This is a genomic window from Actinacidiphila guanduensis, from assembly GCF_900103985.1.
In the GTDB taxonomy this organism is placed as follows: domain Bacteria; phylum Actinomycetota; class Actinomycetes; order Streptomycetales; family Streptomycetaceae; genus Actinacidiphila; species Actinacidiphila guanduensis.
In genome coordinates, this window is the sequence record NZ_FNIE01000006.1 from 145,725 (window position 1) to 163,899 (window position 18,175).

The 18,175-nt window shown below is 72.9% G+C and carries 14 protein-coding genes; 7 read left to right on the plus strand and 7 right to left on the minus strand.

Going from position 1 to position 18,175, the window contains the following annotated elements:
• Nucleotides 1-100: 100 nt before the first annotated feature.
• From BLR33_RS14815 to BLR33_RS14825, 3 genes are all read right to left on the minus strand, one after another.
• Nucleotides 101-904: an SDR family NAD(P)-dependent oxidoreductase gene (locus BLR33_RS14815; protein ID WP_093784923.1), complete on the minus strand. Its 804-nt coding sequence runs from the start codon at nucleotides 902-904 to the stop codon at nucleotides 101-103.
• Nucleotides 905-908: 4 nt separating this feature from the next.
• Entirely contained in the window at nucleotides 909-2,201 is a 1,293-nt protein-coding gene (locus BLR33_RS14820) for a serine hydrolase domain-containing protein (protein WP_093784924.1), read from the minus strand.
• Between the two features lie 175 nt (nucleotides 2,202-2,376).
• The gene (locus tag BLR33_RS14825; RefSeq protein ID WP_093784925.1) at nucleotides 2,377-4,230 is read right to left on the minus strand and encodes a glycoside hydrolase family 6 protein; all 1,854 of its coding nucleotides are present in this window, start codon (nucleotides 4,228-4,230) and stop codon (nucleotides 2,377-2,379) included.
• A gap of 562 nt (nucleotides 4,231-4,792) precedes the next feature.
• Between BLR33_RS14825 and BLR33_RS14830 the strand changes: the two genes are divergently transcribed.
• Nucleotides 4,793-6,484 (plus strand): FAD-binding dehydrogenase, encoded by a 1,692-nt coding sequence (locus BLR33_RS14830; RefSeq protein ID WP_093784926.1) that lies wholly within the window; start codon nucleotides 4,793-4,795, stop codon nucleotides 6,482-6,484.
• 196 nt (nucleotides 6,485-6,680) lie between these two features.
• Nucleotides 6,681-10,349, plus strand: coding sequence for a S41 family peptidase (locus tag BLR33_RS14835; protein ID WP_093784927.1), 3,669 nt, complete (start codon nucleotides 6,681-6,683; stop codon nucleotides 10,347-10,349).
• Between the two features lie 227 nt (nucleotides 10,350-10,576).
• Here BLR33_RS14835 and BLR33_RS14840 read toward each other — a convergent pair whose 3' ends face one another.
• From BLR33_RS14840 to BLR33_RS14855, 4 genes are all read right to left on the minus strand, one after another.
• Nucleotides 10,577-10,801: a hypothetical protein gene (locus BLR33_RS14840; RefSeq protein WP_093784928.1), complete on the minus strand. Its 225-nt coding sequence runs from the start codon at nucleotides 10,799-10,801 to the stop codon at nucleotides 10,577-10,579.
• A gap of 117 nt (nucleotides 10,802-10,918) precedes the next feature.
• Nucleotides 10,919-11,812 (minus strand): SDR family oxidoreductase, encoded by an 894-nt coding sequence (locus BLR33_RS14845; RefSeq protein ID WP_093784929.1) that lies wholly within the window; start codon nucleotides 11,810-11,812, stop codon nucleotides 10,919-10,921.
• Complete coding sequence (locus BLR33_RS14850) at nucleotides 11,809-12,774, minus strand: alpha/beta fold hydrolase (protein ID WP_093784930.1); 966 nt, start codon at nucleotides 12,772-12,774, stop codon at nucleotides 11,809-11,811. The genes BLR33_RS14845 and BLR33_RS14850 overlap by 4 nt, the downstream gene beginning before the upstream one ends.
• Nucleotides 12,771-14,294 carry a flavin-containing monooxygenase gene (locus BLR33_RS14855; RefSeq protein ID WP_093784931.1) on the minus strand — a complete coding sequence of 508 codons (1,524 nt, stop codon included), beginning with the start codon at nucleotides 14,292-14,294 and terminating at the stop codon, nucleotides 12,771-12,773. Before BLR33_RS14855 ends, BLR33_RS14850 begins: the two co-directional genes overlap by 4 nt.
• 201 nt (nucleotides 14,295-14,495) lie before the next feature.
• Here BLR33_RS14855 and BLR33_RS14860 point away from each other — a divergent pair, with 201 nt between their 5' ends.
• The 5 genes from BLR33_RS14860 to BLR33_RS14880 all read left to right on the plus strand — a co-directional run bounded on the left by BLR33_RS14860 (nucleotide 14,496) and on the right by BLR33_RS14880 (nucleotide 18,129).
• On the plus strand, nucleotides 14,496-15,317 hold the full coding sequence (locus tag BLR33_RS14860; protein ID WP_093784932.1) for a MerR family transcriptional regulator: 822 nt from the start codon (nucleotides 14,496-14,498) through the stop codon (nucleotides 15,315-15,317).
• A gap of 80 nt (nucleotides 15,318-15,397) precedes the next feature.
• The gene (locus BLR33_RS14865; RefSeq protein WP_407639676.1) at nucleotides 15,398-15,664 is read left to right on the plus strand and encodes a DUF2630 family protein; all 267 of its coding nucleotides are present in this window, start codon (nucleotides 15,398-15,400) and stop codon (nucleotides 15,662-15,664) included.
• Nucleotides 15,661-15,975: a GNAT family N-acetyltransferase gene (locus BLR33_RS14870; RefSeq protein ID WP_407639677.1), complete on the plus strand. Its 315-nt coding sequence runs from the start codon at nucleotides 15,661-15,663 to the stop codon at nucleotides 15,973-15,975. The genes BLR33_RS14865 and BLR33_RS14870 overlap by 4 nt, the downstream gene beginning before the upstream one ends.
• A 52-nt stretch (nucleotides 15,976-16,027) precedes the next feature.
• Nucleotides 16,028-17,614, plus strand: coding sequence for an AlkA N-terminal domain-containing protein (locus BLR33_RS14875; protein ID WP_407639678.1), 1,587 nt, complete (start codon nucleotides 16,028-16,030; stop codon nucleotides 17,612-17,614).
• Complete coding sequence (locus BLR33_RS14880) at nucleotides 17,611-18,129, plus strand: methylated-DNA--[protein]-cysteine S-methyltransferase (protein WP_093784934.1); 519 nt, start codon at nucleotides 17,611-17,613, stop codon at nucleotides 18,127-18,129. Before BLR33_RS14875 ends, BLR33_RS14880 begins: the two co-directional genes overlap by 4 nt.
• Nucleotides 18,130-18,175: the final 46 nt, after the last annotated feature.

Sequence of the window (18,175 nt, forward strand, 5' to 3'; positions counted from 1 at the left end):
CCCTCACTTGTCGGACCGTCGGTCCGCATCCGTGCCGGCAGCATGGGTGCGGACCGACCGCCTTTACTGTCATCCTTGCGGGCCGCGCACTACAGGGCCGTCACCCGAGCTTCTCGTACCCTTCGGCGAGCGCCTCGAGGAACCCCTGGTTGCTGCCGAGGATGCCGCCGTCCACCGGCAGGGTGACGCCCGTGATCCAGGACGCGTCCTTGGACGCCAGGAACGCCACCGCGGCCGCGATGTCCTCAGGCTCGCCCACCCGCCCCAGCGGATACGAGCGCTTCACCACCGCCAGCACCGCCTCGCGTCCGGCCCAGGCAGGCGTGCGGATGGTGCCCGGTGCCACGAGGTTGACGCGCACCCCCAGGGGTGCCGCCTGGACGGCCAAACCGCGCGTCAGGGAGACCAGGCCCGCCTTGGCGGCGCTGTAGGCATGGTTGCCGAAGTAGGACAATCCGTTCACCGACCCGATGCTGACGATTGCGCCTCGGCGGTCGGGTGCGGCTGCCAGATGCGGCAGGGCCGCGCGCGAGCATCTCATCGCACCGGTAAGGGTGATGTCGAGGTCGCGCGCCCACGCCTCGTCACTCTCCAGGGTGAAGTCGTCCTGGTGCTCGCTGCACGAGTACGCGTTGTTCACCAGTACGTCCAGCGACCCGAAAGCGTCCACGGCCGCCGCGATCGCGGCATCGACGGACACCCGGTCCGCCACGTCGCACCCCACCGCGACCGCTCTGCCGCCGTCCGCCGCAATGGAGGCGGCCGTACGCTCCGCCGCCTGGGCGTCCAGGTCGGCGATCAGCACCCCCGCTCCCTCTGCGGCGAATCTGCGCGCTATCGCCTCGCCGATCCCCCGGGCACCGCCCGTCACCACCACGCCGTATGTGTCGAAGCGTCCTGTCATCGCGTCAGGTTAGGCAGCGCTTCACCGCCCTGACCAGAGCCTGGGCGCGCGGATCGGCCGTCACACTGCGCTGCAGACCGTTGGTCACGTAGCCGAACCCCACCCCGCTGCCCGGGTCGGCGAAGGCCAGCGAGCCCCCGCGACCAGGGTGCCCGAAGGAGTCGGGCCCCAGGAGCGGCGAGGCTGACCCGTGCAGCATGTAGCCCAGGCCGAAGCGCGTGTTGACCACCAGCACCCGGTCCGGGCCCTCGGACTCCGCGGTGCGGGCGGCGGCCAGGGTCGCGGGCGCGAACAACCGCGCCCCGCCGTCCACATCGCCCACCAAGGCGCCGTAGAAGCGGGCAAGGGCGCGGGCCGTCGCGATCGTCCCCGAGGCGGCCAGCTCGCCGGCCCGGTAGGCGGCGTCGTTCTCGTCCGGCAGCGGGCTGATCGCGCCGAAGGCCCGCCTGGTCAGCGACTCCGGATCGGCGTACGCCTGCTGGACGCTGGGCTTGGGCCGCGCGCGCAGCCCGCCCGACGCCGGGGGCTCCGGAGTGGGGACCTCGCCGATGCGCCCCACCCGCTGCGCCTCCTCCGGCGGCAGGCCCAGCCACAGGTCCAGCCCGAGCGGTCGTGCGACCTCCTCGGCGACGAAGCGGCCGAGCGAGCGCCCGGAGGCCCGCAGCACCAGTTCGCCCAGCAGCCAGCTGTAGGTCTGGGCGTGGTAGCCGTGCGCGGCCCCCGGCGGGAACTGCGGCGCCTGCGCGGCCAGCGCCTGCGGGCCGGAGACGCCGTCCAGCGCCTGCTGCGGCGTGAGCGGCACGTCGAGCGCGGGCACGCCCGCCCGGTGGGCCAGCGCCTCGCGGACCGTCACGCGGTCCTTGCCGCGCGCCTTGAACTCCGCCCAGTACGCCCCCACGGGCGCGTCCAGGTCGAGCTGCCCGCGCTGGTGGAGCAGCAGCAGGCACGCCGCCGCCACGCCCTTGCCCGCCGAGCGCACGGTCTGCGCGGTCTCCCGCCGCCAGGGTGCCTGCCCGTCGTACTCCGCCCGGCCGCCCCACAGGTCCACGACCTTGCGCCCTTGGTGGTAGACGGCGACTGCGGCACCCACGTCGCCGCGCAGCGCGAAGTTGTCGGCAAAGGCGTCGCGGACCTGCTCCCAGCCGTCGGCCACGTCACCCTGGACGTCGGCTTCGGCACCACCTTGGACGCCGTCCTGGGCGTCACCCTGGATGCCGGCCTCCCCGGACCCCGCGAGCGCCCCGGGCTGCCCCGCGTCCTGCCCGCGCGCCTCTTGTGCGCGCTCCCCGCCGTCCATCCGCCGCGCCTCCTGACCGCCCCCTGCCGTTCGTACCCACCCGATCGTACGAACATCCTTTCCCCGGGCGCGGTGCGGGCCCGTCACGGGGACCGCGTCCTGGTCCGGGGTGGACCAGGGGCGGCCCCGTCACGGGCCCGGTGGGGGGATCCGCTGTGCGCCTATGTGTGCGAGGTCACGACAGCGGCGGGTATGCGTTCTGCACCAGCTGGTGGAACTCGGCCGAGAACCAGTGGCCGGCGAGCGGCGAGTTCGGCAGCGCCCCGGTCGGGTTGTTGCCGTTGCGCGCGTTGCCGCCGTAGTTCGGGTCGCACATCTGGTCGAAGCCCTTGCCCTCGTTGTTGTCGATGGGCTGGCTCGCGCCGTCCGACTCACCCGGAGGCTTGATCCACACGTAGGCGTCGACGCCGGCGGCCGGAGCCGCGGTGGGCCGGGCGCCTATGCCCGCGCCGGACTGGTTGCACCAGTTGCCGGCGTGCACCCGGCGGTCGATGCGGCCGCCGTCGACATAGGTGTCCACACTGGTGGTGGCACCCGGGCCGGTCGGCCGGGCCGAGCCGCCCCAGCCGTTGCGGCCGGTGTCGATGAGCATCCCGATGTTGCTGTCGAAGCCGACGCTGACCAGTTCGTTGCGCAGCGCCACGGCGTAGGACTGCTCGTCCACGTAGTTGTTCCAGTCCACCCACTTCGACTGGCGCACCGTCGTGCCGTTCACGGTGTCGGTGACCTTGAAGTTGGGCTCGACGGTGGGGCTGTAGTTCGCCGTGTTGGTGATGAAGCCCTGGACGTCGTGGACGGTGGCGCCGCTGGTGGTCGCCGCCTTCAGGAACTCCTGGGCCGCGGGGACGAAGTTGCTGTCCCAGCCGAGCCAGGCGTGGTGTCCCGCGTCGATGTAGTTGTAGGTGTTGGGCAGCGCGCCGAGCTTGGCCAGCGCGTAGCCGACGCCCTTCTCGTAGTTGCCGTTCGCCTTCATCGTCGCGCACGCGTCGGTCCCGCCGGCCTGGCCGTTGGCGTTGGTGACGATGTTCGGCAGTGAGTCGGGCTCGATGACGTTGACGATCCGCAGGTTGGCGTAGGCCGGGTCGGACATGATCGAGGCGATCGGGTCGATGTAGCTGCTCTCGTACGTCGCCAGGTCGTTCGGCCCGAGTTCGCCGTTGGACGCCAGGGCGGCGCAGTCGCGGCCGGGCAGGTCGTAGATGACGAACTCCACCGTCAGCGGCTGGCCGTTGGACTGGGCGACCGCCTCGTCCAGGTGGTCCTTCAGGCCCATGCCACCGTTGACGCCGTTGATCGCGGCGATCCGGTCCAGCCAGACCGCGGTCGACTGGTTCGCGATCGCCGAGCCGCCGTCGCCGGCCGCCTCCGCCGACCACTCCGGGTTGACGTAGCCCTTGGCTCCGACGTACGGGTTGTCCACCCGGCTGCCGCCGCTGGGCGGCGGGGTGGTGCCGCCGGTGGTGCTGCCCCCGGTCGTACTACCGCCGGTGGTGCTGCCACCCGTCGTACTGCCCCCGGTGGTGCTGCCACCCGTCGTACTGCCGCCAGTGGTGCTGCCACCGGTCGTATTACCGCCCGTCGTGCTGCCGCCGGTGGTGCTGCCACCGCCGCAGGCCACGCCGTTCAGCGTGAACGACGTCGGAACCGCGTTGGTCCCGCTGTAGCTGCCGTTGAAGCCGAAGTTGAAGGTCCCGCCGGAGGCGACCGTCCCGTTGTACGACAGGCTGGAGGCGGTGACAGCGGCGCCCGACTGGCTGATGGCGGCGTTCCAGCCCTGCGTCACCTTCTGGTTGCCGGCGAACGACCAGCCGAGCTTCCAGCTGGTCAGCGCGTTGCCGGTGTTGGTGACGGTCACCGAGGCGGTGAAGCCGCTGTCCCACTGGGTGGATATCGAGTAGTTGACCGAGCAGCCGGCGGTCGCCGCCTCGGCCGTGGTGGTGCTCAGCGCGGCCGCCACGGCGCCGGAGGCGACGACGAGCGCGCCTGCCGAGAGCGCAGCGGTTCTGCGTCGGAGTTTCGGGACTGCCATGTGCGAACGACCTCCATTGGGGGGATGGACCGCCGAAGTGCTCCGGGCGGTCATGGGAGGTGGTGCAGAGAGTCACTGTTCAGTTACACGCTCTTAATGTGGGAGCGCTCCCATAGTGGGGAGTCCCCCCACTCCTGTCAATGCTTGAAGCACGACAAGCCGGATGCCTCCTGGCGGCCGCTCGTTCGTGGCAATACCTCGCAGCGCAGGGCCGACTGCGGTGTCCGCCGAAGTGACGTGCCGTCAAAAAATGTACGAGGGGCGGTGTTTGGACGGCTGCCGGCCGCCAAGGCGTGCAGGCGGTGCCTGTTGGGTGCCGTATGCGGCCTCCTGGGAGGCGAGGCCGCCGCCAAGGGCGCGAGGCGCCACCAGGGAGCGCAGACTCCTGCGGCACCGACGACACACGGCGAACCGCGGCCCCGGCGCCTCGGACGACGCTCCGATCCGTCGCCAGGGCGGCGAAGAGCACCCCGCAGACCCCTGACCCGCCGGGCCCCGCCTGACGTAACGTGCTGCCCACGACTTTTACCGACGGGTAACGACGGGTGAGGAGCTGGGCCGAATGGCGCTGGACGCGGACGTCGTGGTGGTGGGCGCGGGCTTGGCGGGCCTGGTCGCCACCGTGGAACTGGCCGACGCCGGCCGCAAGGTGATCCTCGTCGACCAGGAGCCGGAGGCGTCCCTGGGCGGCCAGGCGTTCTGGTCCTTCGGCGGGCTGTTCCTCGTCGACTCCCCCGAGCAGCGCCGGATGCGCATCCGCGACAGTGCGGACCTGGCCTGGCAGGACTGGCTCGGCACCGCCGGCTTCGACCGTCCCGAGGACCACTGGCCGCGCCGCTGGGCCGAGGCGTACGTCCACTTCGCCGCCGGGGAGAAGCGCGCCTGGCTGCGCGAGCGCGGCCTGCGCCTCTTCCCGCTGGTCGGCTGGGCCGAGCGCGGCGGCTTCCTGGCGACGGGGCCGGGCAACTCGGTGCCCCGCTTCCACATCACCTGGGGCACCGGCCCCGGCGTCGTCGCGCCCTTCGAGCAGCGGGTGCGCGAGGCCGTCGCCCGCGGCCGCGTGGAGCTGCGCTTCCGCCACCGGGTGACCGCCCTGACGACGACCGACGGCGCCGTGGACGGCGTCGCCGGCGAGGTGCTGGCGCCCAGTACGGCCGAGCGGGGCCGGGCCAGCTCCCGCGAGGTGGCCGGTTCCTTCGAACTGCGCGCCCAGGCGGTGGTGGTCGCATCCGGAGGGATCGGCGGCAACCACGACCTGGTGCGCGCGGCGTGGCCCGAGCGCCTGGGCACACCGCCGGCCAAGCTCCTGTCCGGAGTCCCCGCGCACGTGGACGGCCTGATGCTGGGCGTCGCCGAGGCGGCGGGCGGGCACCTGGTCAACGGCGACCGCATGTGGCACTACACCGAGGGCATCGAGAACTGGAACCCGATCTGGGCCCGCCACGGCATACGCATCCTGCCCGGACCGTCCTCCCTGTGGCTCGACGCCACCGGCCGGCGCCTGCCGGTGCCGTACTTCCCCGGCTTCGACACCCTGGGGACGCTGGAGCACATCATGCGCACCGGCCACGGGTACACCTGGTTCGTCCTCACCCAGAAGATCATCGAGAAGGAGTTCGCCCTCTCCGGCTCCGAGCAGAACCCGGATCTGACGGGCAGGAGCGTGCGCGAGGTCGTCAAGCGGGCCCTGCCGGGCGCTCCCGGCCCCGTGGAGGCGTTCAAACGGCACGGCCCGGACTTCGTGGTCGAGCGGGACCTTCCGGCCCTGGTACGGGGCATGAACGCCCTCACGGGGCAGGACCTGATCGACGAGGCGGAGCTGCGCCGGGAGATCGAGGCCCGCGACCGCGAGATCGCCAACCCGTACACCAAGGACCTGCAGGTCACCGCGATCCGCGGGGCGCGCGCCTACCTCGGCGACCGCCTGGCGCGCATCGCCGCCCCACACCGCCTGCTGGACCCCGCGGCGGGCCCGCTGATCGCGGTGCGGCTGAACATCCTGACCCGCAAGTCGCTGGGCGGTCTGGAGACGGACCTGGACGGGCGGGTCCTCGCCGGGCCCGCGCCCTCCGGGGAGGCAGGCGGCGAGGGCGGCCGCGGGGAACCGCTGCCCGGCCTCTACGCGGCGGGCGAGGCGGCGGGCTTCGGCGGCGGCGGCATGCACGGCTACCGCTCCCTTGAGGGCACCTTCCTGGGCGGCTGCATCTTCTCGGGCCGCACGGCAGGGCGCGCGGCGGCCCGCGCGACGGCGTAACGGCCACGCCGAGGGCGGTCGCCCCGACTTCCAGGGATGCCGCCCTCGACACCAAGGCGGCGAGGCACTTGCGGCCGCCGCCTGGGCGCGAACTCCACCGCCACAAGGGCGCGGGGCTCCGTCCCAGGGGCGCAAAGGCGCATCGGGGGGCTTGCGGCGGCGTGAAAAGTTGCTGGCCCCCCGGGTGCGCCGAACCATGGGAGGGGTGAGCGACGGCGCGTACCTCCGGTTCCCCCACCTGCACGGCGACCTGCTCTGCTTCGCCGCGGAGGACGACATCTGGGTGGCGCCCCTGGGCGCCGCCGGCAGCGCCGCGGGGCGCGCGTGGCGGGTGACGGCCGACCGTACGCGCGTGGGTGCGCCGCGCTTCTCTCCCGACGGCCGCACCATCGCCTTCACCTCCTGGCGCAGCCTGGACCCGGAGGTGTACCTGGTGCCCGTCGACGGCGGCGCCTCCAGGCGGCTGACCTACTGGGGCAGCACCGACACCAGGGTGTGCTCCTGGACGCCCGACGGCGACGTCCTGGCCGTCTCCTCCCACGGCCAGCCCTTCGCCTACCACACCTGGTCGCACAGCGTCCCGGCCTCCGGCGGCCCGGGCGGTCCGCTGCCCTGGGGGCCGGTCTCCGACATCGCCGTCCAGGACTGCGACGACGGTGAGCGCCGCACCCTGCTGCTGACCGGCACCCCGCCGCACGAGCCGCATGCCTGGAAGCGCTACCGGGGCGGCGCGACCGGCCGCCTCTGGCTGCACGGCATCCGCCTGGTGCCGGGCATCGGCGGCCACCTGTCCTCGCCGATGTTCGCCGCCGGGCGCATCGCCTTCCTCTCCGACCACGAGGGCGTCGGCAACCTGTACTCCTGCCTGCCCGACGGCTCCGACCTGCGCCGCCACACCGACCACGCCGACTTCTACGCCCGCAACGCCGCCACCGACGGGCAGCGCGTGGTCTACCAGTGCGGCGGCGACCTGTGGCTGGTGGAGGACCTCGCCTCCTTCGACGCGCGGCCCCGCCGCTTGGACGTCCTCCTGGCCGGCCCCCGCAGCGGCCGCCGCCCCTACCAGGTCCCGGCCGCGGCCAACCTCGACGGCCTGGCGATCGACCGCACCGGCCGCGCCAGCGCGGTGTGCGTGCGCGGCAGCCTCTACTGGCTCACCCACCGCGACGGCCCGGCCCGCACCATCAGCGACGTCCCAGGAGCGCGCGTCCGCCTCCCGGAGATGCTGGGCGACACCGGCCTGGTCGCCTATGTGACGGACGCGGAGGGCGAGGACGGCATCGAACTCGCCCACCTGCCCGGCCGCGCCTCACGCGCCCTGACCCGCGGCCCGGAGGAGACCGGCGACGTACCGCGCGACTTCGCCGCCGACCTCGGCTTCGCCCCCCAGGCGGACGCCGACACCGACGCCGTACCGGTGGGTGCGGGCACCCGTTCGGCGGCCGGTCACCGACCGGCCGGCGACCCGGCCACCCGTACGGGTGACGGTACCGACAGCGGTGCGGGCAGGGGTGACTCGTCGGACGGCGACGCGATGGTCGGCGAACCGGCGGATGCGCAGGATGTCACCCCTTCCGATCGGCTTGTCCGACTGTCCTCCGAGATCACCGGCCGCTTCACCGGATCGGGTGACGGTGACGGCAACGGCCAGGCACCTCACGACGTCTTCCCCGACACCCCGCACGCCCGCCTCGGCGTCGGCCGCCTGGGACGCGTCACCGAGATGGCCTCGTCCCCCGACGGCAGCACTCTCGCCGTCGCGTCCCACGACGGCCGGCTGCTGCTGGTCGCCACCGGTATGGGCGATCCGGACGGCGGCTTCGAGGCGCGCCCCTCGCACGCCAGGGCCGGCGCCGTCGACGAGCTGATCCGCTCCACCAACGGCCCCGTCCGCGACCTCGCCTTCTCTCCCGACTCCGCCTGGCTGACCTGGTCGCACCCGGGCGTCGGCCGCTCCCTGCGCTCCATCAAGATCGCGCGCCTGGTCGACCGTACGATCATCGACGTCACCAACGGCCGCTTCGAGGACGAGCAGCCGGTCTTCACCCGCGACGGCCGCTACCTGGCCTTCCTGTCCTGGCGCGGCTTCGACCCGGTGTACGACGTCCACACCGGCGACCTGTCCTTCCCGCTCGGCTGCCGGCCCTACCTGGTGCCGCTCAACTCGGCGACGCCCTCGCCGTTCGCCCTGCGCGTGGACGGCAGCCCCGTGGGCGCGGGCCTGGACCCCGGCGAGGGCGGCGGCGACGGCCCCGTCGTCGTGGAGGCCGAGGGCCTGCCCAGCAGGGTGACGCCCTTCCCCGTGGCGGCGTCCAAGTACAGCTCCCTGCAGCCCGTCCAGGGCGGCCTGGTGTGGCTGCGCTGGCCCATCTCCGGCGCCCTGGGCGAGACCTTCGTCAACCCGGCCGACCCCTCCGCCCGCCCCACCCTGGAGCACTTCGACCTCGGCAAGTCCAAGCGCACCGAACTCGTGCGCCACATGGACTGGTACGAGGTCAGCGGCGACGGCCGCCGCCTGGCCGTCTACGACGAGGGCGAACTGGCGGTCCTGCCCGCCACCGAGCGCGGCGACGACGACTCGACCGTCTACGTCGACATGCGGCGCATCCTGCACGAGGTGGAGCCGGCCGCCGAGTGGCGCCAGTCCTACGAAGAGGCCGGGCGCCTGATCCGCGACTACTTCTGGGCACCGGACATGTGCGGCGTGGACTGGCCAGCCATCCTCGCGCAGTACCGGCCGCTGGTCGAACGGGTCGCCACCCCGGACGAGTTCGCCGACCTGCTGCGCGAGGTCCTCGGCGAGCTGGGCACCTCGCACGCCTACGTGCAGCCCGCCCGCCGCAACGAGGGCCCGCCGCACTACCAGCGCCCGATCGGCCTCCTGGGTGCCGACTTCCGGCACAACAAGGACGGCACCTGGACGGTGGCGCGCATCCTGCCCGGCGAGTCCTCGGACTCCAAGGCGCGCTCCCCGCTGGCCGGCACCGGCATCCGCGAGGGTGCGGTGCTCACCCACATCGACGGCCGCCGCGTCGACCCGGACACCGGGCCGGCCCCCCTGCTGGCGGGCGCCGGCGGCACCACCGTGGAGCTGACGTTCACCCCGCCCGGCGGCCGCGGCGCGCCCCGCCGCATCGCCGTCGTCCCCTTGGTCGACGAGCGGCCGCTGCGCTACCAGCACTGGGTGGCCCGGCGCCGCCGGGTGGTGCGCCGCCTGAGCGGCGGGCGCTGCGGCTACCTGCACATCCCCGACATGGGCGGCTCGGGCTGGGCGCAGTTCAACCGCGACCTGCGCAAGGAAGTCGCCTACGACGCCCTGCTGGTGGACGTGCGCGGCAACGCCGGCGGCAACATCAGCGAACTCGTCATCGAGAAGCTCACCCGCACGGTGCTGGGGTGGGACGTCACACGCAACGCGCAACCGGTCTCCTACGCCGGCAGCGCCCCGCGCGGGCCGGTGGTCGCCATCGCCGACGAAGCCACCTCCTCCGACGGCGACATGATCACCGCCGCCTTCAAACTCCTCGGCCTGGGGCCGGTGGTGGGGCTGCGCACCTGGGGCGGTGTGGTCGGCATGACGGGCCGCCACCGCCTGGGCGACAACTCCGTCATCACCGTTCCGATGAACGCCGCCTGGTTCGAGGCGTACGGGTGGTCGGTGGAGAACCGGGGCGTCCCGCCGGACATCGAGTGCCTGCGCACCCCGCTGGACTGGGCGGAGGGCCGCCACGGCCAACTCGCCGTCGCCGTACGGACGGCGCTGGCTCTGCTCGACGAGCACCCGCCGGCCGTTCCGCCGGACCTCGCCACGCGCCCCGACCGGGCCCGTCCGCCCCTGCCCCCGCGGTCCCGGCCCCGCCGCTGACGCCTGGCCCCTGGCCCCTGGCCCCTGGCCCCGGACGCTCACCTCGCCGCCATGGATGCGCTGTGCGCCTGGCGCCCATTGCGGCGAGGTGCGTCCGCCTCCATGGCGGCGAGGGTGACGGCACGCCAGAAGGGGCGCCCCTTGCGGGAACGCCCCTTCCGCGTCCGGTGCGTGCTCGGCGCCTACGCAACGCCTGTGCGTCGCACCCGGGTCAGCTCAAGTCGACGTCAGGCCCAGTCGTCCTGCGACTCGTCGTGCGACTCGCGGTCCATGCGCTCGCGCGCCTGGTCCTCGACGCCGGAGCGACGCTCGCGGCCCTCCTGCTGCACGCCGCGCTCGGCACGCTCCTGGCCCTGGCCGTCGGCGGACTTGTTCCGCTTGTTGCCCATCGAGCCCTTGGCCTGCTCGGCGTAGTCCTTGGCCTTGTCGTTGAACTGATCGAAAGCACCCATGGTTACTCCTCCTGGAGTTTTGTGGGGATGGGGCCTCGACAAGGTTGACACGGCCCGACAACCGTCGCATCTCGGGAGAATAACCCCAGGTCAGCAAGTGATTACAGATACGGAGAGTTACGAAGAGTGGGCCCGTGACGACTCGTCGGCGGCGCCGCCGCGGCCGACCAGCCCTCGCCGCGTACCCGCTCCGCGCGCCAGCGCCGGTTCCGCACGCCGCATTTCGCGCCTGCCGAGCGCGCCGCCGATGAGCGAGGGCAGCATGCCGCGCACCGGCTGCATCCCGCGCAGCCACCACTGTGCGTACACATGGGGTGATCGCCGGACGATCCCCGCGGCGATCCGCTCCACGGCCGGCTCCAGCGGGTAGGTGCGGTTGGCCGGCCACGGCAGCCGGCCGCGCAACTGCCGCAGCGCCTCGTCCTCGTCGGCGCCGCGCACCATGTCGGTGTCGGTCCAGCTGAGGTACCCCACGCCGATCCCGACACCCTTGTGCCCGAACTCCGCGCGCAGGCTGTGCGCGAACGCCTCCGCGCCCGACTTGCTCGCGCAGTAGGCGGCCATCAAGGGCGCCGGGGTGATCGCCGCCAGGGAGGCGATCTGCAGGTAATAGCCGCACGAGGCCACCAGGGCGGGCAGGAACGCCCGCGCGGTCGCCACACTGCCCAGCAGATTGACGTGGATCACCCGGTCGAAGGCATCGGGGTCGGAGTCGAGGAACGGACCGCCGGTCGCCACACCGGCGTTGGCGACCGCCACATCGATCCGCCCGAAGCGGTCCGCCACCTCCGCTGCGACCTGCGCCATCCCCGCCCGGTCGGTGACGTCGGCGCTCCACCAGGCCGCCGCCTTGCCGATGGAGTCGGCGACCTGCGCCAACTCGCCCGGTTCCAGGCCCACCAACGCCACCCGTGCACCTCGCGCGGCGAGTTTGCGGGCCAGCAGCGCGCCGACGCCCCTGGCCGCACCGGTGACGACCGCGACCTGCCCGTCCAACGATGATCCGCTCATGCGCTCTTCTCCTCGACGGTGGCCGTCTCCGGCCCGCTTGTCGTACCGGCAGGCTCCTTGGTGCCGGCCTCAAGGTATTCGGCGACCAGGGTGCGGATCGCGGCCGCGACCGCGGGCGCGCCCTCGATGGGCGTCATGTGGCCGAGGCCCGGCAGCTCGGTCAGCCCGACGCAGTTGGGCAGCGCCGCCGCCATGCCGCGGGCGTGCACCCTGGGTGTCAGCTTGTCCGCGGTGCCGACCAGGACCGCCGTGGGCGCGCGCAGTGCGGCCAGTTCGGCGTCCAGGTCGAGCACCGTCAGCATCCGGCCCCAGGCCGCACGATGCCGCGGCCGGCAGGCGTGGATGATCCGCGCGGCGAAGTCCACCTGCTCGGGCGTGGAACCGGCCGCGAGCACCCCGTATTTGAGCGCGGCCCTCGACAGAGGTGTTACCGGGCCGAGCGGCATCCGCGAGACCAGCAGGGCGCGGTGTACGGCCCTGCGCAGCCGCTTGGCGGAGATCCGCGGCGGCAGTACCTCGGTGGCGCCCAGCAGCCGCCCGCTGCCGGTGCTCGCCAGCAGCGCCGCGGCCGTACGGGCGCGCACCGGCTCCCGCCCGGAGGCCGCCATGACCGTCATACCGCCCATGGAATGTCCGACCAGCACCGCGCGCTCGCCGTCGGGGACGGTCGCCTCCAGTACGGCTTGCAGATCATCGGCCAGCGCGTCGGTGCAGTAACCCGCACGGGTGGCGGGCGGTGCGCTGCGGCCGTGACCGCGCTGGTCGTATGCGATCAGCCGATGATCGGCGGAGAGTTGGCGTACCACCGGGGCCCAGAACAGTGTCGAGCACGTCCACCCGTGCGACAGGACGACCGCCGGTCCGTCGGCCGGACCGTACTCCTCGACGTGCAGCCGCGTCCCGTCGGCGGAGACCGCGGTGCGGACCAGGCGCGGGGCGACCTTCCCGTACGGCGCGCTCACGACGCCGCTCCCGTCGCCGCCGCCGCGTGCTCGGCGCCCTCGTCCTCGCCCGGCGGCGGGATCAGGTCGTACTCCGAGAGCTCGATCCGCCGCGTGGCCCGCCGGAACTCCGCGGTGGTGCCGGGCCAGGCGGTGGTGTTGCGGCCGTTGGCGTCCAGGTACCAGCTCTGGCAGCCGCCGGTATTCCACACAGTGCGGGCGGCGCGGCTCTGCACCTCGCGGTTCCAGGTGGCGACCGCGTCGGGCCTGGCATCCAGGGCGGCGGCCCCGGTGCGCGCCAGGGTGCGCAGGTAGTCGGCGACGTAGTTGAGCGATGATTCGATCATCAGGATCATCGAGCTGTTTCCCAGGCCCGTGTTGGGTCCGATGATAAACAGAAGATTGGGAAATCCGTCCACCGTGCAGCCGCGCAGCGCGGCCATGCCGTCCTTCCAGTGCTCGCTGAGGGTGCGGCCGTCCGCGCCGATCACCCGGTCGCCTATCGGCATGTCGGTGACGTGGAAGCCGGTTCCGAAGATGATCGCGTCGACCTCGCGCCGGGTCCCGTCGGCGGTCACCACGGTCGAGCCGCGCACCTGGGTGAGCGCGGAAGCGACCACTTCGGTGTTGGGCTGGACCAGCGCCGGATAGTAGGTGTTCGACAGCAGGATGCGCTTGCAGCCGATCGTGTAGTCCGGTGTGAGCCGTGCGCGCAACTGCGGGTCCTTCACCGACCGGTTCAGGTGCGCCCTGGCGATGCGTTCGGCCGCTTCCATCAGCTTCGGCCGCTTGACGAAGGCGCCGACCTGGAACTCCCTGATCAGCCACAGCAGTCCGCGCCGTGCCTTGGCCGTCGCCGGCACCACGGCGTGCAGCCACCGCTCGGCGGCGCCGATCGGCCGGTCCACCCGGGGCATCACCCAGGGCGGCGTGCGCTGGATGACGGTCAGCTGCTCCACGACCGGCTGGATGGAGGGCACGATCTGGATCGCCGAGGCGCCCGTACCGACCATGGCGACGCGCTTGCCCCGCAGGTCGTAGTCGTGGTCCCAACGCGAGGAGTGGAAGACGCGCCCGGGGAAGTCCTCGATACCGGGGATCTCGGGGATCTTCGGGTCGGACAGCGGGCCGGTGGCGGAGACCACGACATCGGCGGTGAGTTCGCCGGCGGCGGTGCTCAGGTGCCAGCGGCGTGCGCCGGCGTCCCAGCGTGCCTGCCGCACCTCGGCCCCGAAGCGCAGATGCGGTCGGAGCCCGAAGGTGTCGGTCGCCCGCTCGAGGTAGGCGCGGATGTGCTGCTGACCGGAGAAGGCGCGCGGCCAGTCCGGGTTGGGCGCAAAGGAGAACGAGTACAGGTGCGAGGGCACGTCGCAGGCGCACCCCGGGTAGCTGTTGTCGCGCCAGGTGCCGCCGACGGCCTGGGCGCGCTCGAGGACCACGAAGTCGGTGATCCCCTCCCGCCGCAGCCGCACCGCGGCTCCCAGGCCGCCGAATCCGGACCCGATGACCGCGACCCGCACGTGTTCGACACCGTCGTCCATGGCACCGCCCTCCGTTCGCCGATCAATCACGCCAGCAATCACTGGCACAATCGGACTGTAGGACACGAGGGGTTACCTCGGGTAGGGGTCGGTACGGAGATTCCCCGCGGGAGGTCGGCTGCGTCCCCTGGCGACCATGGTGGCGAGGCAGCACGAGCGGCGGGCGGGAAGAACGGTTCTGCCACCCCATAGGCTGGCGTTGTGGACGACAACGGCAGCCCCGGGCGCGAGTACCGCGTCGAGGAACTGGCGAAGGCCGCCGGCATCCCCGTCCGGACCCTGCGCTTCTACCGCGAGCGCCGCCTCCTTCCGCCGCCCCGCCGCCAGGGGCGCATCGCCTGGTACTCCGAGGACCATCTGGCGCGCCTGCGCACCATTGCGGCGCTTCTGGAGCGCGGCCACACCCTGGGTGGCATAGCCGACCTGATCGCCGCCTGGGAGCAGGGCCGCACCCTTGACGGCGTCGCGGGGCTGCTCGGTCTGGAGGGCGCTCTCGGCGGCCCCTGGTCGCAGGAGACACCGGTAAGGCTCACCCCCCAGGAGCTCGCCGATTACTTCGGCGAGGACGTCAGCCCCGAGAACCTGACGGCATCCCTGGAGATCGGCTACATCGCCGTCGACGGCGAGCAGGTCGTCCACATCAGCCGCCGCCTCCTGGACGCCTCCGCCGCCCTGGTGCGTGAGGGCGTCCCCCTGGCCGCCGTCCTGGCCGCGGGCCGCGAGGTGCGCGTCCACGTCGACGCCATCGCCGACCTGTTCACCCAGGTGATCAAGACCCACGTGCTGGGCTCCCTTGCGGACATGCCGCCCGGTGAGGCGCACCGCGCCGCCGAGTTGCTGCAGCGGCTGCGGCCGCTGACGAAGAACATCGTGGACGCCGAGATGTCGCTTGCGATGGACCGCAGGATGCGTGCGGAGGTCGATGCCTGGATGCGCGAGCGGGCCGGCAGCCAGGGCACCGCGGCCGAGGACGCGCCTCACGCGCCCATGGAGGCGCGCGACGAACCCCCGGCGCAGGCGTGAGCGTCAAAGCGCGGATCCCGCGCGCATCACACCCCGCGACCTGAGAGAGTGGATACGCAGGAACGATCAGGAGGTGCCCCGTGCAGCAACCCCATGACGCCGACGCCGAGCACGCAATCCTCGGGCGGATCAGCAAGATGGTCGCCGACGAGAAGACGTTGCGCGACCTGCTCGCCTCGGGGGCGGGCGACGGTGGCAGCGAACGCGACCGCCTGGCGGCGCTCGAACGCGAACTGGACCAGTGCTGGGACCTGTTGCGTCAGCGCAGGGCCCTGTCCGAAGCGGGCGAGGACCCCGGCGGCGCCCGCGTACGCCCCTCCTCCACCGTCGAGGGATACCGCTCGTGACCGCTGCGGGCGACATCGTCGTCACCGACGCCCCGGACGCCCACCGGTACAAGGCCAGGTCCGGCACCGACCTCGCGGGTTTCGTCGCCTACCTCAGGGCTCCGGAGCTGATCGCCCTGGTGCACACCGAGGTGGAGCCGGCCTACGAGGGGCGCGGTGTCGGCTCGGCGCTCGCCCGCGGTGTCCTGGACGAGGCCCGCGCTTCGGGCCTGCGCGTCCTGGCGATCTGCCCGTTCATCGACGGCTGGATCACCAAGCACCCCGAGTACGAGGACCTGAGGTACGAGCCCGACAGCAAGGTGACGGACTAGCCTCCCTGGCGGCGGGCCCTTCCCTGGGCCGCCGCCGGGGGCGCCGACCTCGATGTCGGATTCTCGCCAGACCGGCACCCTGACGACCGGCGATGCTGGTGGGGTGCAAACGGATTTCGACGCCTGTGTGCGCGCCGTGCAGTCCAAGGACGCCCGTTTCGACGGCTGGTTCTTCACCGCGGTGCTGACCACCCGCATCTACTGCAGGCCGAGCTGCCCGGTCGTGCCGCCCAGACCCGAGAACATGGTCTTCTACCCGAGCGCGGCGGCCGCCCAGCAGGCCGGGTACCGCGCGTGCAAACGCTGCCGCCCGGACGCGAGCCCCGGATCGCCGCAGTGGAACGAGCGCGCCGACCTCGTCGCACGCGCCATGCGGCTGATCGGCGACGGCGTCGTCGACCGCGAGGGCGTGCCGGGACTCGCCGCCAGGCTCGGCTACAGCGCGCGCCAGGTGGAGCGCCAGCTGCTCGCCGAACTCGGCGCGGGCCCCTTGGCGCTGGCCCGCGCCCAACGCGCCCAGACTGCCCGCCTGCTCATCGAGACCACGACCATGCCGATGGGCGAGGTCGCCTTCGCTGCGGGCTTCTCCAGCATCCGCGCCTTCAACGACACGGTGCGCGAGGTCTTCGCCCTGGCGCCGGGCGAGTTGCGCTCCAGGGTCGCCAAGGGCCGTCCGAGCGCCGCCGCGGGCGTACTGAGCCTGCGGCTTCCCTTCCGCCGCCCCCTCACCCCGGACAACCTCTTCGGCCACCTGGCCGCCACCGCGGTGCCCGGCGTCGAGGAGTGGCGGGGCGGCGCCTTCCGCCGCACGCTGCGGCTGCCGCACGGCCCCGGAATCGTCGAGCTGCGGCCCGAACCCGAGCACATCGGTTGCCGGCTGCGGCTGGCCGACTGGCGCGACCTCGGGCAGGCGATCAGCCGCTGCCGCCGCATGCTCGACCTCGACGCGGACCCGCAGGCGGTGGACGCCCTTCTGTCGGCCGACTCCCGGCTCGCGCCCTTGGTGGCCAAGGCGCCTGGGCGACGGGTACCGCGCGTCGCCGACGGCCCTGAGTTCGCCGTCCGCGCCGTCCTGGGGCAGCAGATCTCCACGGCTGCCGCCCGCACCCACGCCGGCCGCCTGGTCGCCGCCCACGGGGAGCCGGTGAGCGACCCGGACGGCGGCCTCACCCACCTGTTCCCGTCGCCGGAGCAGCTCGCCGCTCACGACCCGTCCGCACTGGCGATGCCGCAGACCCGCAGGAACACCCTGGCGGGGCTCCTGGACGCCCTGCTGGACGGCAGCCTGGACCTGGACGTGGGCAGCGACTGGCAGCGGGCCCGCGCCCGTCTGGCGGCCCTTCCGGGCTTCGGCCCCTGGACCGTGGAGGCCATCGCGATGCGCGCGCTCGGGGACCCGGACGCTTTCCTGCCCACCGACTTGGGCGTCAGGAACGCAGCGCGGGCCCTGGACCTGCCGGCCACCCCTGCCGCCCTCACCCGCCACGCCGCCGCCTGGCAGCCATGGCGCGCCTACGCGACCCAGTACCTATGGGCGACAGGTGATCATCCGATCAACACACTCCCCAGCGACCACCCCACCCGACGGACCGCCCATACGGAACGCATGTCACCCGCGGAAGGCACCACCACACGATGAACCCCCACCCGACGACGGTCGACACCGTCCACACGACGATGGACAGCCCTTGCGGCCTACTCACCCTGGTCGCCAGGGACGGCTGTCTCGCCGGCGTCTATATGACCGGCCAGCGGCACCGCCCACCCGAGGAGTCCTTCGGCCCACGCTCCGACCTCCCCCTGTTCGACCAGGCGATCGAGGAACTGACCGCCTACTTCGCCGGCGAGCGCACCACCTTCGACGTCGAGCTGCGCCCCCAGGGCACACCGTTCCAGCTGCAGGTATGGGACGCCCTCCGGCACATCCCCTACGGCAAGACCGTCACCTACGGCGAACTCGCCGAGGCCATGGGCCGGCCCACCGCCTCACGCGCTGTCGGTTTGGCCAACGGCAGGAACCCGATCAGCGTCATCGTCCCCTGCCACCGCGTCATCGGCGCCGACGGCAGCCTCACCGGATACGGCGGCGGCCTGGCCAGGAAGCAGTGGCTGCTCGACTTCGAACGCGGCACGGGCCAGCAGACGCTGATCTGACCCCGCACCCCGCGGCGCCGGCCACCGCCGAGCAGATGATCGGACG